The sequence below is a fragment of the Cyclobacteriaceae bacterium genome (assembly GCA_030584025.1).
Lineage (GTDB): Bacteria > Bacteroidota > Bacteroidia > Cytophagales > Cyclobacteriaceae > UBA2336.
Map to the genome: position 1 here is coordinate 3,666,428 of CP129487.1, position 16,909 is coordinate 3,683,336.

At 44.1% G+C, this 16,909-nt stretch carries 18 protein-coding genes; 10 read left to right on the forward strand and 8 right to left on the reverse strand.

Going from position 1 to position 16,909, the window contains the following annotated elements; genetic code table 11:
- Positions 1-32: 32 nt before the first annotated feature.
- Positions 33-1,256 (reverse strand): ABC transporter permease, encoded by a 1,224-nt coding sequence (locus QY309_16570; GenBank protein ID WKZ59465.1) that lies wholly within the window; start codon positions 1,254-1,256, stop codon positions 33-35.
- A gap of 20 nt (positions 1,257-1,276) precedes the next feature.
- Positions 1,277-1,639: a 30S ribosome-binding factor RbfA gene (rbfA, locus tag QY309_16575; GenBank protein WKZ59466.1), complete on the reverse strand. Its 363-nt coding sequence runs from the start codon at positions 1,637-1,639 to the stop codon at positions 1,277-1,279.
- A 113-nt stretch (positions 1,640-1,752) separates the two neighbouring features.
- Between rbfA and QY309_16580 the strand changes: the two genes are divergently transcribed.
- Positions 1,753-3,156, forward strand: coding sequence for a DUF6427 family protein (locus QY309_16580; GenBank protein ID WKZ59467.1), 1,404 nt, complete (start codon positions 1,753-1,755; stop codon positions 3,154-3,156).
- On the opposite strand, the gene rpiB is transcribed toward QY309_16580, so the two are convergent.
- From rpiB to QY309_16610, 6 genes are all read right to left on the reverse strand, one after another.
- On the reverse strand, positions 3,146-3,574 hold the full coding sequence (rpiB, locus tag QY309_16585; GenBank protein ID WKZ59468.1) for a ribose 5-phosphate isomerase B: 429 nt from the start codon (positions 3,572-3,574) through the stop codon (positions 3,146-3,148). The two genes, QY309_16580 and rpiB, sit on opposite strands and share 11 nt — an antisense overlap.
- Before the next feature lie 5 nt (positions 3,575-3,579).
- A complete protein-coding gene (gene tatC / locus QY309_16590; GenBank protein WKZ59469.1) occupies positions 3,580-4,410 on the reverse strand; it encodes a twin-arginine translocase subunit TatC in 831 nt (276 codons plus the stop codon).
- A 23-nt stretch (positions 4,411-4,433) separates the two neighbouring features.
- Positions 4,434-5,702 (reverse strand): serine hydroxymethyltransferase, encoded by a 1,269-nt coding sequence (glyA, locus tag QY309_16595; protein WKZ59470.1) that lies wholly within the window; start codon positions 5,700-5,702, stop codon positions 4,434-4,436.
- A gap of 103 nt (positions 5,703-5,805) precedes the next feature.
- Positions 5,806-6,708 (reverse strand): TPM domain-containing protein, encoded by a 903-nt coding sequence (locus QY309_16600; GenBank protein ID WKZ59471.1) that lies wholly within the window; start codon positions 6,706-6,708, stop codon positions 5,806-5,808.
- Complete coding sequence (locus QY309_16605; GenBank protein WKZ59472.1) at positions 6,708-7,358, reverse strand: hypothetical protein; 651 nt, start codon at positions 7,356-7,358, stop codon at positions 6,708-6,710. Before QY309_16605 ends, QY309_16600 begins: the two co-directional genes overlap by 1 nt.
- 38 nt (positions 7,359-7,396) lie before the next feature.
- On the reverse strand, positions 7,397-8,113 hold the full coding sequence (locus tag QY309_16610; GenBank protein WKZ59473.1) for a pyridoxine 5'-phosphate synthase: 717 nt from the start codon (positions 8,111-8,113) through the stop codon (positions 7,397-7,399).
- A 106-nt stretch (positions 8,114-8,219) separates the two neighbouring features.
- On the opposite strand from QY309_16610, the gene QY309_16615 reads away from it, so the two are divergent.
- From QY309_16615 to QY309_16655, 9 genes are all read left to right on the forward strand, one after another.
- Positions 8,220-8,672, forward strand: a complete 453-nt coding sequence (locus QY309_16615) for a GatB/YqeY domain-containing protein (protein WKZ61714.1) — start codon at positions 8,220-8,222, stop codon at positions 8,670-8,672.
- Positions 8,669-9,178 carry a CvpA family protein gene (locus QY309_16620; GenBank protein WKZ59474.1) on the forward strand — a complete coding sequence of 170 codons (510 nt, stop codon included), beginning with the start codon at positions 8,669-8,671 and terminating at the stop codon, positions 9,176-9,178. Before QY309_16615 ends, QY309_16620 begins: the two co-directional genes overlap by 4 nt.
- Positions 9,179-9,245: 67 nt before the next feature.
- Complete coding sequence (locus QY309_16625; GenBank protein ID WKZ59475.1) at positions 9,246-9,998, forward strand: alpha/beta hydrolase; 753 nt, start codon at positions 9,246-9,248, stop codon at positions 9,996-9,998.
- 25 nt (positions 9,999-10,023) lie between these two features.
- Positions 10,024-10,689, forward strand: coding sequence for a CBS domain-containing protein (locus tag QY309_16630; GenBank protein ID WKZ59476.1), 666 nt, complete (start codon positions 10,024-10,026; stop codon positions 10,687-10,689).
- Positions 10,690-10,759: 70 nt separating this feature from the next.
- Complete coding sequence (locus QY309_16635; GenBank protein ID WKZ59477.1) at positions 10,760-11,635, forward strand: NAD kinase; 876 nt, start codon at positions 10,760-10,762, stop codon at positions 11,633-11,635.
- A gap of 48 nt (positions 11,636-11,683) precedes the next feature.
- Positions 11,684-12,730 (forward strand): DUF6089 family protein, encoded by a 1,047-nt coding sequence (locus tag QY309_16640; GenBank protein WKZ59478.1) that lies wholly within the window; start codon positions 11,684-11,686, stop codon positions 12,728-12,730.
- Entirely contained in the window at positions 12,727-13,407 is a 681-nt protein-coding gene (locus QY309_16645) for a DUF6089 family protein (protein ID WKZ59479.1), read from the forward strand. Before QY309_16640 ends, QY309_16645 begins: the two co-directional genes overlap by 4 nt.
- Positions 13,408-13,471: 64 nt before the next feature.
- Positions 13,472-14,224, forward strand: coding sequence for an isoprenyl transferase (locus QY309_16650; GenBank protein ID WKZ59480.1), 753 nt, complete (start codon positions 13,472-13,474; stop codon positions 14,222-14,224).
- The gene (locus QY309_16655) at positions 14,225-16,909 is read left to right on the forward strand and encodes a POTRA domain-containing protein (protein ID WKZ59481.1); all 2,685 of its coding nucleotides are present in this window, start codon (positions 14,225-14,227) and stop codon (positions 16,907-16,909) included. It begins immediately after the preceding gene.

A 16,909-nucleotide genomic window follows, 5' to 3' on the forward strand; every position in this document is an offset into this window, starting at 1 on the left:
GTTTGAATTTCAGCCTATTTCATACATGAACCTTACAGGTTGTGCACCGAAACCGACCGGGCTGCAAGAACCGCTGGTCGCCACGAGATGAGGAAAGTGAGGACGGATACCACAGCCAACGTACCCACGAAATCAACCAGTTTCATTTTTACAGGGTACCCTGCTGTAACGGATGTTTCCATTCCCATGCTGATGAGGCCATACTGCTGTTGGAGCAGACAAAAAATTCCGCCTAATAATATTCCCAGCATAGCCCCGCCCAAGGCAATCATGGCGCCCTCAACAATAAAGATTTTCTTGATGCGCGCACCGTTGGCGCCCAGTGCCGATAAAATGGAAATGTCTTTTTTCTTGTCAAGCGCCAGCATCATTAAACTAAAAAAGATATTAATGGCGCTTATGCCCAGCAAAACGGAAAGCGCCAAAAACGTAAACAACTTTTCCATTTTAAGCAACCGGTATAAATCACGGTGTTGTTCTTCGCGATTGAGGACAACAAACTGACTTCCCACAATCGCCTTTATTTGTTCTTGCACACTCAAAAGGTTATACCCCACACGTGTTTTTATTTCTAATGCTGTTCGTTTGTTCTCATAACGCAATAGTTGCTGAGCAAATCTTAATGGAACCAACACATAGTTTTCATCAAAATTTTGCACGATTGAAAATGCTGCACCCGGCAAAATGATCTGTCGGGAATATAATCGCGATGGATCAAGAGCCCCGGCTTTAACATCATTGATGTAATATACCTGTAAGGGAAACATATCATCGCCCACCGCTACAGATAACGTGTACTGTATACCTCTGCCAATTATGGCGTAATTGATATCTCCATCGGTTAGCTTCAATTCGCCAGCCACAATTTTATCGTCAATTCTATGCTGATCAATAAAATTATCGCTCACTCCCTTTAAGGTAATTACCTGATTGGCATCGCGGTAACGCAAATAGGCATAATCTTCAATTACTTCGGTAACAATAGCAACACCCTCAACCGCCTCGATTTTTGCAATCAATTCTGCATCAACCGGAAATGATTTTCCTTGTGCTGCTTCAATCTTAATTTCAGGATCAAAAGAATTATTCAGTGAACGAAGTAGGTCGCCCAACCCATTAAATACCGACAACACTATGATCAGCGCAGCGGCACTAACCGAAACACCGATCAGGGAAAGAATGGATATGATGTTGATGAAGTTCTTCTTCCGTGTGGACAGTAAATACTTACGGGCGATAAAAAATTCCAGGCTCACGAAGGTCGAAGCTTAAATGATTATTGCTCAGGTGGAATATTCAGGTTACGGATAATGTCTTCGATCCGTTGTGCCTTCTCCTCCACTTCATCAATATAGAAAATCAATTCGGGAATAATCCGTGCCTGATTTCGGATTCGATCGCCAAGGGCCTTACGAATCTCTTTCTTCCGCGTGTTTATCTTCTCTAGCAGTGCTTCCTTGTTAGCGGTAAGCATCATACTCAGGTAAATCTTAGCCACGCTAAGATCAGGACTAACCCGAACATCGGCCAACGTTACAAAGGCATTGTCGAGAATGCCACGTTTATCACGCTGTAAAATATCACTCACTTCTTTGTGAATGAGCCGTGCAAATTTTTGTTGACGAGTTGTTCCAGCCATAGCGCAAATATCCGCTGCATGGCAACGAAAACCAAAGAAGTTTAGCAATTGTGGTGGTATTCATTTCAAAGCTTGAAAATCCTGTCTATTTTTCACGCCAAACGAGTTTTCCTTTGCTTCGCTACTTCCGCATTAACGATCCGTATCGCTTACTGGCATTAGCCGGGTTATACCTGGTGTGGGTACTTCCGCTTCTTATTGACTCAGCACCGGTTACAATACCCGAACTGAAAAGCCTTTTGTTGGGCGAAAAAATTACGGAAGGATTCGGGCTTTACCACGAAATAGTTGATAATACGCCTCCCCTTGCCGCCTGGTTTTACGGTGCGCTCGATTGGGTGTTTGGCGAAAACTTTGCGCTTCGCCACATCCTTACGCTTTTCATTTTGTTCTTGCAAGGTGCCTTCATTGGCATTATGCTGATTGATAAAAAGGCGTTTACAGAAAACACCTATATCCCATCTTTACTGTTTCTAATTCTTACATTAATATCATTCGATAACTTTTCGCTGACTGCCGACCTTGGCGCATTCGGTTTCTTATTGCTCGCGCTGAACTCGCTTCTTACAGAAATTGAATTCAAGGTTCAGCGGGACGAAACCATTTTTTCAATTGGCCTTTTTATCAGTTTAGCTACGTTATTCAACTTCTCCTACATTATTTACCTGCCCGGGGTTGTACTGATTTTAATTTTGTTTACCCGAAATGAGGTGCGCAAATATTTGTTGATGCTCACCGGATTCATGTTGCCACACCTGATTATTATGGCAACTTATCTGATCGGGGGTAACCTGCAGGATATTTGGAAAAGTCTTTACCAGACCAACCTGGTTTTTCCAACCTCCCCACTTCTCTCCGTAAAAAGTATCCTGATTTTATGTGCCGTTCCGTTGGCGTATTTGCTCATTGCAATGGTGGTGCTTAACCGCGAGGCCCGGTTAACAAAATATCAATCGCAATTACTCACCGCCATGTTTTTGTGGTTTATCATCGGACTTGTTCAGTTATACTTTACAACCGACTTCCGGGCACAAAGTCTTTTGCCCTTAATGCCTGCGGTGAGTTTCTTTTTTACACATTTCTTGCTGCTGATCCGAAGAAGAAAATTTGCGGAAATAAATGTTTGGGTACTGTTGCTTGGAATGCTTACTACCCTGTACCTCGCCCGTTATTCAAAGATTGATGTGGATTATTCAAGATTGACTGTACTTGAGAATAAGCATGAATTCACAAACAAACGTGTACTGATTCTTGATGAAGAATTTGCCGGGTATTTAACTAACTCCATCGCCCCACCTTTTATTAACCGGAAACTTACCCTGGAAATTTTTGATCAGCCTCAATACTATGAAAACGTGCTACGGGTTAACCGAATGTTCGAAGCTGATCCACCACAACTGATTATCGATCCTGAAAACAAGATGCAACCATTTTTTGATCGCATCCCAGCGTTGCAACGCAAGTACAAAAAATCCGGGAACGGACAGTGGGAATTAGTGGAGAATCCTAGCAACTGATTTTTTCAACCCTGCGGGAATGGCGGCCACCTTCAAATTCTGTATGTAAAAATGTTTCCAGAATTTTTTCGGCTTGCTGTTGTGTAACATAGCGAGCAGGAATACAAACCACGTTGGCATTGTTATGCTGACGTGCCAAGGCGGCTATCTCTTCCGTCCAGCACAACGCTGCCCGGATGCCTTGGTGTTTATTGGCTGTAATGGCAACCCCGTTGCCGCTTCCACATAGTAACACGCCAAGCGAAGCATCCTGCTTTTCCACCGCTTCAGCTACCGGATGGGCAAAGTCGGGGTAATCTACCGAATCAAGGCTGTGCGTACCGAAATCGCTTACTTCGTAGCCATTATTGGTAAGCCATTCTTTTAACACTTCCTTGTGTTCAAATCCAGCATGGTCACTTCCGATGGCAATTTTCATGTTACTTAGATTTCTGCGTATTGATCGTCTGCTTCGCGCTTCTTTTGGCGTCTTAACACCGTTGCGGATATGAAAATACTGAATTCATACAGCAGGTACAACGGAATACCGATTAACGTCTGACTGAATGGATCGGGGGGCGTGACAATAGCCGCAATAATCAGAATGATAACAATGGCGTGCCTGCGATACTTACGCATGAATGCCGGAGTAATCATCCCAATCTTTGTCAGGAAATAAACAACAACCGGTAATTGAAAAAGCAGCCCACTTCCAAATACCAGTGTGATTACCGTTGATACGTATGAGGTAATGTCAAACTCATTGGCAATCATATCACTGAGTTTATAATTTGACAAAAAGTATACCGCCAACGGACTCATGATGAAATAACCAAATGCAACACCCGAGAAAAATAAAAACGAAATAGAGAAAACCGCGCCACGTGAAAACCTACGCTCCTTGGTAACCAGTCCTGGTTTTACAAATCTCCAGATTTCCCAAACGATATAAGGAAATGCAGCCGATACACCAATGAACAATGAGGCTGCAATGTGCATGGTAAACTGCCCCGTCATTTGACGGCTTTGAATTTTAAATGGAATCTCTTCTACACATAAGGTTTCTTCATAACCCACAAGTTTCCCTAACGCGCACATCCAATCAAAGAAAATAAAATCCGGTTTGGCAACTGCGAATACTATGTTCTCAAATATCCAAGGGCCATATATAAATGCAACAATGGTTAGAATAACCACCGCCAATAGCGACCGGATGATGTGCCAGCGTAACTCCTCGAGGTGATCGAGGAAAGTCATTTCTTTTTCTTCAACCATTAATCAAAACCCTTCTTAAGAAATTAATACAACGGAAACTTCTTCATGAAGCTGTTCACTTTCTTCTTTACTGCCTTCAGGTTATCCGGATTTTCCGGTGCTTTCAATACGTCATCAATTAAGTCAACCACCTTCACTACATCCTTTTCTTTTAATCCACGTGTGGTGATGGCCGGTGTACCGATGCGCATACCTGAAGTAACAAATGGCGACTGCGTATCAAACGGCACCATGTTTTTGTTAATCGTAATGTCAGCCTTGATCAGCGATTCTTCAGCTTGTTTGCCCGTGAGGTTCTTAGAGCGCAGATCAATCAACATCAAATGATTATCGGTGCCATCTGAAATGATCCGGTAACCTTTTGCTACAAATGCAGCGGCCATTGCTTTTGCATTTTTTACAACCTGCACCACATATTTCAAATAATCATCGGATAGTGCTTCTTCAAACGCAATAGCCTTGGCGGCAATCACATGCTCCAGCGGACCACCCTGCGTTCCGGGGAATACACCTGAATCCAAAATGGAAGTAATCTTTCTGATTTCTCCTTTTGGAGTTTTTAACCCCCACGGATTGTCGAAGTTTTTACCCACCATAATCATTCCGCCACGCGGGCCGCGCAAGGTTTTGTGTGTAGTGGTAGTCACGATGTGGCAGTACTCCATCGGGTCATTCAACAAACCACGTGCAATCAACCCTGCCGGGTGGGCGATATCGGCCAGCAATAAAGCGCCTACTGCATCAGCAGCTTCACGCAATTTTTTATAATCCCAATCACGGCTATACGCAGAGGCTCCGCAAATAATCAATTTGGGTTTCTCGCGTTTGGCTGTTTCAATAACCTTATCGAAATCTATTCTTCCTGTGTTCTCTTCAACACCATAAAAGGTAGGTTGATACAACTTCCCGGAAAAGTTAACAGGTGAACCGTGCGTAAGGTGTCCACCATGTGCCAGGTCAAAGCCTAAAATCTTATCTCCCGGCTTTAAACAAGCCAGCATAACCGCGGCATTCGCCTGCGCGCCTGAGTGTGGCTGTACGTTTGCCCAATCGGCATTGAATAACTGACAAGCCCGATCGATAGCCAGTTGCTCAATCTCATCCACCACTTCACAACCCCCGTAGTAACGCTTGCCGGGCAGTCCTTCCGCATACTTGTTGGTAAGCACGGTGCCCATGGCCTTCATCACTTGCGATGAAGTAAAGTTTTCAGAGGCGATTAATTCAATTCCGTTTTGTTGGCGCTTTTTTTCTTTTTCGATGAGGTCGAAAACAACTTTATCTCTTTTCATTCGGGAAGATGTTAGGATAAGAAAGGCCAAAAATAAGGCAATTCAATAATCCTGAATCAAAAATGTGGATTAAATAAGAAAAGGTTTTTGGTACACCTGACTGTTACCAGCTTCCGCTGCTGCCTCCGCCACCAAAACTTCCGCCACCACCCGAAAAGCCTCCTCCGCCAGACGACCAGCCTCCGCCACCGGAGGACCAGCCTCCTCCGGATGAATAGCCTCCACCAGAGCCACCGGAACTTTCCAGCTTACTCCAGCCCATCATCTTAAAGATTATTTTGAGAATAGGGAACCCGATGATATGACCAAGCAGAATCATTTTGCCAGTTTCCCAGCCGTATAGGGCAAAGGGGAAAGCGGCATAGAATGGAATCAAAAACACATACAGGAACCAGCCGGCTCCACCTTTAATCAGCAGGCCCATCAGTGAAAAAAGTCCCAGTATCCCAAACACAAAAAGTCCAACAAACCAGGGCATTGATTCCATTTCGTTGCTGGCAACATCGGCTACATACTCACCGGCTATGGCGCTGATTATGCCATCTATTCCCGCCTGGACTCCCGCATCATAATCATTTCGTCTGAATGCCGGTGCAATTTCATTGCGGATAATTTGATTACAGGTAATATCGGGTAGTGCACCCTCCAGGCCGTAGCCAACCTCAATGCGCATTTTCCGGTCTTCAACAGCAATCAGCAACAACACACCGTTATCTTTTTCTTTTTTACCTAGCTGCGACTTTTCGGCTACTTTTAATGAGTATTCTTCCAATACTTCTCCATCTAACGATGGAATAATCAAAATGGCTATTTGATTGGATGTAGAGTCTTCATGTTGCTTTAGTTGCGCTTCCAACTGCTGCACTTTTGATGCCGATAAAATTTTGGCTTCATCATGAACGCGAACACCCCAAAGTTCTGGAATGGCGCGCTGTGCACCTGCTACAAAAGTTGTAACGCAAAAAAATAAAATGGATATAGTAGCAAGTGGTGAAAAGGCACGCATCAGTCTATTCTTAAATCGTCACGCAATTCATTTACATCATCCGTGGTTTTGTTGAATCCTTTTTCTTTTAAGATTTCACCACAATGTTTTATAGATGCTTCAAGGCCCTCCACGGTTCTTCCTTTTCGAATGAAACCAATCAGTTCCTGAACCAGGTTATCCCAGACTTTCTGTTCCACTACCTTGCTTATACCCTGATCACCCATTACGATCACTTCGTGTTCAAAAAATGAAATAAAAATCATGATGCCGGTACGATGACGCGTATTAAAAACCTCCTGTTCCAAAAAAGCATTTTCGGCACGTTGACGCGTAGCGTGATCCAGGTGGCGCTGCGAAACTAACCAGCGCTTGATGTCATCTGAAACATTTGGCAATACACCACCAATAACTGCCGCCAACAGCACAAGCAGAAAAATATGGAGTGGATCATACACGGCCAGCGTAGGAACATACCGATCAAAAACCACGATCAAACTGAATACCGTGAATGCTGCCAACAGTGCTCCCTTGTAATTCGCGATCGTATAATAACCGCTTCGGGCAACAATGACAGGTACAATTTCACCCGATATGCCTGCCTCAGCTTTTCTGACAGCTGCCTTGATACGCTCCAGATCTTCGTTGCTGAATTTTTCGCGAAGTTTCATAGGACGTGGTTTAAAGAATTAAAGATAGCGAATAAGCTTCAATCTCTAAGCTGATGCAGGTACATCTGTATGGTGTTCTCTAATCCATAATACAAGGCATCGCAAATCAGTGCATGACCAATGGAGACCTCATCCAAATACGGAATACTTTGTTTTAAAAAACGAAGGTTGTTCAAATCCAAGTCGTGTCCGGCATTGATTCCCAATCCGCATGCATGTGCTGCCTTTGCGCATTGCACATATGGGGCAATTGCCTTTTCTGGATCAGACAAATATTGTTGCGCATAAGGCTCCGTATACATTTCAATCCGATCGGCTCCAACTTTCGCAGCGCCTTCAGCAATAGAAGGATTGGGGTTAACAAAAATTGAAACACGTGTGCCGTAACTTTTCAACTCGGTAACAATGTCTTTCAAAAAAGTTTGATGTTTCACAGTATCCCATCCTGCATTGGAGGTAATCACATCAGGGCCATCCGGAACCAGTGTTGCCTGTGCCGGCTTTACTTCACGGATAATTTTCAGGTATCGCTCATCAGGGTAGCCCTCAATGTTGAACTCTGTTTTCACCACATCTTTCAATTGCATCACATCGCTGTAGCGAATGTGTCGTTCATCGGGGCGTGGATGTACCGTAATGCCTTCTGCGCCAAAGCGCTCACAATCCATCGCGGTTTTCACCACATCCGGATTGTTACCACCCCGTGCATTACGCAGGGTAGCTATCTTGTTAATGTTTACACTTAAGCGCGTCATACCTCAGCTACCAAATTACAAATAGCGCATGTTAAATGCATCATATCAAACCGTAAGGCTTTTTAATTTATTTCATACTGCTACTTTTGTGGAAAGACTGATTGTTATGAGCCTGAAAGCACAAATCGATGCCGACATCAAGAAAGCGATGCTGGCCAAAAACAAGGAAGAACTGGAAGCATTGAGAAGCATCAAATCGATGATCTTATTGGCAGAAACCGAAAAAGGTGGAAGCGGAGATGTTACAGCCGATGCTGAAAATAAATTGTTGATGAAGGCCGCCAAGCAGCGCAAAGAATCAGCGGATATTTTCAGTCAGCAGGGTCGTGCTGATCTCGCAGAAAGAGAATCGTTTCAACTGGAGGTAATCAGCCGGTATTTACCCAAGCAACTCACTGAAGCAGAAGTGACTGATGCACTTAAAAAAATTATCGAAGAGGTTGGCGCAAAAGGGCCGCAGGACATGGGTAAGGTGATGGGCACCGCCACCAAAAAGCTGGCGGGCCAGGCGGATGGTAGGTTGATTTCTGAACTGGTTAAAAAACTGCTGGCCTTGTGAGTGTTCTTGATATTATTCTCGTTGTAGCGTTCATTATTGGGGCCGTTTCAGGATACAAAAAAGGCTTTTTAGTAAGCTTGTTTTCTTTAGCAGGAATTTTTCTGGGCATTCTGCTCGGCTTTAAGCTGATGGGCGTGGCTATGCTAAAACTTGCAAGTGCCTATAACATTGATGAAAAGATTTTGCCCTATGCCGCGTTCGGTCTGGTGTTTGTGATTGTGATTATTGTTGTTAACCTGATCGGTAAACTTATTAAATCTTCCCTAGATAAAACCATTTTAGGCAATGCTGATCAATGGGCCGGAGGTGTGTTGGGTTTGCTCAAAGCTGCATTCATGATCAGTGTACTTTTTTGGATATTAGATGCGCTCGCCTTTGAGTTGCCTGAAAATTGGGTGGCAGAGTCGCGGTTATACGCCTTCACGGCCAGTGTTGCCCCAACCGTAACCGAATGGGTGGGAGATATTTTCCCGACATTCAAAAATCTTTTTGGAACGCAGGACTAAGCTTCTGCTCCTCCATTTAACATTTTGAATTTTTTTTCTTTACATTTTGGTTATAAAACATAACGCAATGGCGCTAAACGTTAAAGAAGAAGGCGGATTTAAGTTTGTTGATGAGGGCCAGGGGCCGGTGCTCATGTTGTTGCACGGACTCTTCGGGGCGCTCAGCAACTGGGAGGGTGTGGTTAACCGGTTCTCAGTCAATTTCCGCGTGGTCATTCCTATGCTGCCCATTTATGAAATGCCTGTAAGAGAGGCCGGCCTTGAAGGGCTGCGTAAATTTGTGGAGGACTTCGTTGCTTTTAAAAAGCTCGAAGACATGACCATAATGGGGAACAGCCTTGGCGGACATGTTGCTTTGGTGTATACATTGAAAAATCCACATAAAGTAAAAAAACTGATTCTTACCGGTAGCTCAGGATTGTTTGAAGATTCCATGGGAGGTTCATACCCTAAGCGAGGTAACTATCAGTATATAAAAGAGCGTGTTGCCTATACATTTTATAATCCTGAAGTTGCTACCAAAGAACTGGTGGACGAGGTGTTTGAAACCACCAACAGCATTCCCAAATGCATGCGCATAGTGGCCATTGCCAAATCGGCCCAGCGAAACAACCTGGCAGATGAAATTCCAAACATTAATGTACCCACATTGTTAGTATGGGGGTTGAATGATACGATTACACCACCCATGGTGGCTCATGAATTTAATCGGTTAATTCCCCGTTCTTCCCTCAAATTCATTGATAAATGCTGCCATGCGCCCATGATGGAGCATCCTGAAAAATTTAATGAGCTTGTGGAAGACTTTTTGCTGAATTAAGGTATATATGCGTAATCGATAGCCCGTGATTGCCGAAGATCTGATAAACCACATGATACCTCCGCTGAAATCAACTGACGATGCGCACAAGGCTATTGTGTGGATGGAAGAATTTCGGTGTAATCACATGCCAGTTGTAGAAGACGGTAAACTGTTGGGCTTCATTTCTGAGGAAATTATTCTCGAGGCAAATGATATTGACCGGCACGTTGGTGATTTCAACCTTGTGGGGGAGAAATGCTTCGTTTCAGCATCTACTCACTTCTATGACATTCTTAAAGTAGCTGCTGACAATAAGCTTCAGTCGGTTGCTGTACTGGATGATCTTCAACAGTATCATGGTGTAATTACCGTACAAGATACCATCACCTCGTTTGCACAAACGGCTGCTGTACAAATGCCCGGTGGTATTCTGGTGCTCTCCATGAATCATAATGACTACTCACTTGCTGAAATCAGTCGCCTTATTGAAGAAAACAACACCAAGGTTTTAAGCAGCATTGTTAAGGAAGAACCACTTGATCCGGGAAAGCTTAGGCTTACCCTAAAATTAAACCAGGTTGATCTTTCGCGTACCGTTGCTACACTTGAACGATTCGGTTACAAAGTGGTTGGGCGCTACCAGGAATCAAAACCCATTGGCTCAGAGCGAGAGCGCATTGATATGCTGCTACGTTACCTGGATATTTAAGCACTGTTCGTTGTTTTTCACTTCCACATTTCGGTTGTACCTTTAATCTTCAGGGATTAACCGGAAGCACATGAAAATCGGAATTCATGGTAAAGAATTTAACCGGCAGTCAGCCGATTTTATTCAACTTATTTTTCAGGTGCTTGCGCAGCACAAAGCCGATCTTTTTGTCTCTGCCAAATTCGCAGGTTTTCTAAAGGCTGCTGCTTTTAAAAAATTCAGCTATAAAATTTATGAACCCGGTGATTCCTTAAAAAAGTTGAATGCCTTTTTAAGCATTGGTGGAGATGGCACCTTGTTGGAGTCTGTTACGCATGTGGGCGCAGCTGAAACGCCAATTCTTGGAATCAACACGGGGCGACTTGGATTTCTCGCTACCATAAGCCGAGAGGAAACTGAACGGGCGTTACAAAAATTATTCACCGGATCGTACACGCTTGATAAACGTGTTATTCTCCGGCTTGAGTCCAATCAAAACCTGTTCGGCAAACTCAACTTTGCGCTCAATGATTTTACTGTGGTGAAGAAAGATTCTTCATCCATGATTACCGTACACACGTATATCGATGGTGAATTCTTAAACTCCTACTGGGCTGATGGAATTATTGTAGCCACACCCACAGGCTCAACCGGCTATTCGCTAAGTTGTGGTGGTCCGCTGGTTTTCCCCCGTTCAGGCAACTTCATCATCACCCCGGTTAGTCCGCATAACCTCACCGTACGCCCCATAGTGGTTCCTGACCAATCCGAAATCACGTTTGAAATTGAAGGTCGTAGCAAAAAATTTCTCGTTTCACTCGATTCCAGAATGTCAACGGTTGATCATACGGTAAAGCTGAAGGTAAAAAGGGAAGCGTTTCATGCGCACCTCATTCAACTGGAGGGGCAGCATTATTTTAGAACCTTACGACAAAAGCTAAATTGGGGACTCGACATCAGAAATTGATTTTTTACTTACCTTTGTAGCTTACTGATTTTTAAACACTTACCGCTGATGAGAAAGTTGGCTTTTTTCGTGCTGGCGTCCTTGTTCATGACCTTCATAACCGATGAGGCTGAAGGACAAATGAGCAGAAGGAATATTAAAAAGAATAACAAGCGCATTTCCAGCTACCGCGGCCGAAAATCTAATTTCGGAAAAGACAAAGTTTACAATGCACTTGGCGTTTCGCTAAATGCTTTTAACTATTTTGGTGATCTCTCACCTGCTCCAAAACGCATGAGTACCGATATCGGATTCACCCGTCCGGCAATTGGGCTTTCGTTTACACATCGCTTTGGCCCCCGCTACCAGCTGATGGCCAATTTCATGTATGGTGGAATTCGTGGGGCCGACAGCGAATCGGCTGATCCGGATGATGTTAATAACGGTGCCTTTCGTTATGTGCGCAACCTGTCATTCCGCAACCGTATTAAAGAACTTTCCGTAGTGGCACAGGTTGATCTGTTTGAAAATCAAGCCACCTATATCAGCCGCGTTCCCTGGACTCCTTACATTTATGCGGGCGTAGCCGGGTTTCACCACAATCCTCAGGCCCAGGTTCCGGAAACAGATCTTCTTGGAAACCCCTTCTCTGATGCAGGGGAATGGGTTAACCTTAAACCCTTAGAAACTGAAGGAAAATCGTACAGTTTAATTCAGGTTGCTATACCATTTGGCTTTGGCGCGCGTTTCAGAATAAACGAGGTTATGGATATTGCCGCTGAATTTGGTTTCCGTTATACATTCACCGACTACCTGGATGATGTAAGTGGTTATTACGTTGATTTAAATACACTCTCCAGCGAGAAGGCAAGGGCTTTATCCTATCGCTCCAACGAAGTGCAACCGGTTAATGCCCGCATTCAGGAAATACTTGCCAATCAGTATACAGGTTATGGCACATTCAATACCGTTGCTGGCTTCGGACATGTTAATGCTAATGGTGAGCGTAACCTAAGGGGTAGCGCTAAATCAAATGACCGAGATGTATACATGGTTACATCTATTCGCCTAACCTACATTCTGGGTAAAACCTTTCACCGCGCTAAATTCAGATGACGGTTACCCGGTCGCTTGGTATTCTCTATTTTCTGTTTAGCGCAACAGCATCGTTTGCGCAGCGATCAGAAATTGGTTTCGGGCTTGGCACCTTTAATTACACCGGTGATGTGGTGAGAACATACCGCATTCAAAATTCCAAACCTGCAGGCACCATCTACTACCGATCCAACATCAGTAAGGTGGTGAGTTTTCGTGCTACCCTTACTGCCGGGCAACTCGGTGCAAAAGAAACGCCCATTGATGCCTTTGCCACGGCACGCGATGCATCGTTCAATACGTTTTTGTTTGAAACCAGTTTAGGTTTTGAGTATCATTTTTTGAATTGGCGCGATAACAAAACTCCACTGCGCTACACGCCCTATTTGTTTACAGGTCTCGGCCTGTTTGGCATTTCGGGTTATGATATAAAGCCTGAAGAGTACAGCAACGTTCAGTTCACCATTCCTTTTGGCGGAGGCTTCAAATACATTGTAAACCCTAAATACTACGTTGCCTTTGAGGTGGGTATGCGAAAAACATTTTTCGACTACCTGGATAACCTTTCAGATGGTGATCCCACCCAAAAGAATTATCAGTATGGAAACCCAAATGATTTCGATAACTATTTTTTTGTTGGGATAACGCTTACCCGCACATTTTACGATATCCCCTGCCCGAAAAACCCCTACAAATAGCCGGGTTAAAACGAATCGGGCATTTACATAGAAGTTGTTGAAAATACGCTATTTTTGGCCCCCTGTGGCTTCTTTTAAAGAACATATTGACCCCAATAACGTCCCTCAACACATTGCTGTAATTATGGATGGCAATGGCCGTTGGGCTAAAAAGAAGGGTGCCATGCGCATTTTCGGCCACCGCAATGCCGTAAAGGCTGTAAGGGAGGTTACCGAAGGATGTGGCGAAATCGGGGTAAAATACCTTACCCTGTATGCTTTTTCAACCGAAAATTGGTCCCGCCCAAAAGACGAGGTGGAAGGCCTTATGGAGTTGTTGGTAAATACCCTGAAGGAAGAAATTAAGTCGCTAATGGAGAACCGGGTAAAACTAATTACCATAGGAGAAACATCACACCTACCAGGGGACTGTCAGAAGAACCTTGCCTGGGCCATGGAAGAGACTAAAAACAATACCGGACTAACGGTAATTCTTGCTTTAAGCTACAGCGGAAGATGGGAGCTTAAAGAGGCTGTCAAAACCATTGCGCAGGAAGTTAAAAGTGGCTCACTGGATCCGGAATCCATTACCGAGGAAAACATTGGTAAACATTTACAAACTGCAGGAATCCCTGACCCTGAACTCCTCATCCGCACCAGCGGAGAAATGCGCATCAGCAATTTTTTATTGTGGCAAATTGCCTACACAGAGTTATACATTACACCCACCCTGTGGCCCGATTTCCGAAAGGAACATTTGTACGAAGCCATCTGGTCATACCAACAGCGCGAACGCAGGTTTGGTAAAACAAGTGAACAATTGAATCCGGTTAGTTGAATGATGAGAACGAGTATTCTGATTTTTTTCCTCCTGTTAGTTGGACTAGACACCATGGCTCAGTTTCGAAGAAGCCGCGCCAGCCAATCATCACCTACCGATAACCTGAACTATGCTAATCCGGCTGAATATGTTGTTGCAGGCATTGAAGTTACTGGGTTGAACATTCTGGATAAAAATGCCATGATCTCCCTTACGGGATTGCGCATTGGCGATAAAATAAAAATTCCTGGAGATGCCATCTCCAACGCCATACGCAGGTTATGGAAGCACGGACTTATTGGTGATGTTACCATTGGCGTTCAGAAGATTGAGGGTGAAAATGTGTGGCTTGAAATTAAAATGGCTGAACGACCCAGGCTCACCAACTTTTACTTCACCGGCATCAGCAAAGGACAGGAATCGTCATTAAAAGAAGAACTTACCCTCATCCGCGGAAAAATTGTAAACGATGCCATGCTTCGCAATACCGAAATAGCGGTAAAGAAATTTTTTGTGAAGAAGGGCTTTTTGAATACCGAAGTAAAACTTTTACAGGAGCGTGACACCATTGCCACAGATGGTATTCGGTTGAAAATAAATGTGAACACCAACTCTAAAGTGAAGATCAACAAGATCTCCATTACGGGTAACGAAAACATTGCTGACGGAAAAATCAAAAAGCAGATGAAGAAAACGGCTGAACATCCTCGTTTTGCTCTGCACCGTACGCTCATAAAAAAAGTTTTTAATCTCAAGCCCCGAGATGTTAAAACCTACTTCACAGAATCGCATGAGGCCAGCTGGCGCGATGTAAAGGAATTCTTTAGCGATAACATCAAACTAAATGTTTTCAAGGGTTCGAAGTTTATTCAAAGCGAATTTGAAGAAGACAAAAAGAAAATCATTGAACACTACAACTCAAAAGGGTACCGCGATGCAGAGATTGTGATGGATACCCTTTACCGCTACAACAAGCGCACCATCAACATTGATCTGGTCATTGATGAAGGGCCGAAATACTATTTCCGAAACATCATCTGGACGGGGAACTACATCCACAATGAAAAAACACTCAATGCCATTTTGGGCATTAAGAAGGGCGATGTGTACAACCGAGAAATGATTGACAGAAAGCTAACCTTTAACCCGAAAGGCCCTGATATCAGCGGGCTGTATATGGATGACGGATATCTTTTCTTCAGAATCAATCCGGTTGAAGTAGCTGTTATTGGTGACTCCATCGATGTGGAAATGCGTATCAATGAAGGTGAACAAGCCACCATTAATGAAGTAACCATTTCTGGCAACGACCGAACCAGCGACCACGTTATCCGCAGGGAGTTAAGCACCATTCCGGGGCAAAAATTCAGACGTTCAGATATTATTCGAACACAGCAGAAATTAGGTCAGCTAGGCTATTTCAACCCGCAAACCATCGGACAAAACATGATGCCCAACCCGGCTGATGCAACGGTGGATATCGAGTGGACCGTTGAAGAGCAGTCAAACGACCAAATTGAACTTTCCGGTGGTTGGGGTGGTGCGTTTGGTTTTGTAGGAACACTCGGGTTAACGTTTAACAACTTCTCACTGCGCAATATTCCGTATCCAAAAAAATGGAGACCTCTACCGGTAGGAGACGGGCAGCGTTTATCATTGCGTGTTCAGGCTAACGGACGAAACTTCCAGAACTATAGCATTTCATTTACCGAGCCATGGCTTGGTGGTCGCAAGCCTCAATCTTTATCTGTGAGTGCCAATAAATCCATTTCGCGTTTTGCCGGGCAAGGTGCTACCAGTTTCTTTGATTTGAACTCTGTACTTAAAGTTGACAACATCACCATCGGCTTGGGTAAATTACTGGAGTGGCCCGATAACTACTTCACGCTCACAAACTCATTATCGTATTCGGTTTATACCTTGGAGAATGCGCCCAACTACATACCCGGTTGTCCGGATTGCGTAGCGAACAGCTTTACGTTCAACACCACGCTTGCACGAAGAAGTGTTGACAGCCCGATGTATCCAACACAAGGTTCAGAAATTTCATTAAGCGCAACCTTTACTCCTCCTTATTCATCCTGGAGCAAGTTGAACTATGAAGAGGCCACGCCTCAACAGCTTAACAAGTGGGTTGAATACCACAAGTGGATGTTCGATGCCAAATACTACATTTCACTTGATCGTAAGAACAAATTAGTGCTTGAAGCAAAGGCCCATTTTGGTTTCATTGGCCGATATTCAACCAAAGTAGATTATACGCCTTTCGAGCGTTTCTATTTGGGTGGTGCTGGTCTTGCAGGCGGTTTTGGAGCATTTGTACTTGGTCAGGATATTATTGCATTACGCGGATATGATGACAACCAGATTACGCCTCCCTACAATAACCTAGGAACATCCGTGCGCGGGGGTATTGTTTATGATAAATTCGGGCTTGAACTTCGTTACCCGGTAACAACCGGCAATGCGGCCACCATTTATGGTTTTGTTTTTGCCGAAGCGGGTAACAACTGGAATAATTATGAGGACTTTAATCCGTTTAGTATGTACAAAACGGCTGGTTTTGGCGCCCGTATCTTCATGCCGGCATTCGGCCTGATTGGGTTGAACTGGGGCTATGGATTTGATCCGTTCCCGTTAGGCAGCCCCAATCAGCGAAGTGGAGCTAAATTCCAGTTTACTATTGGACAGCAAATCCGTTAA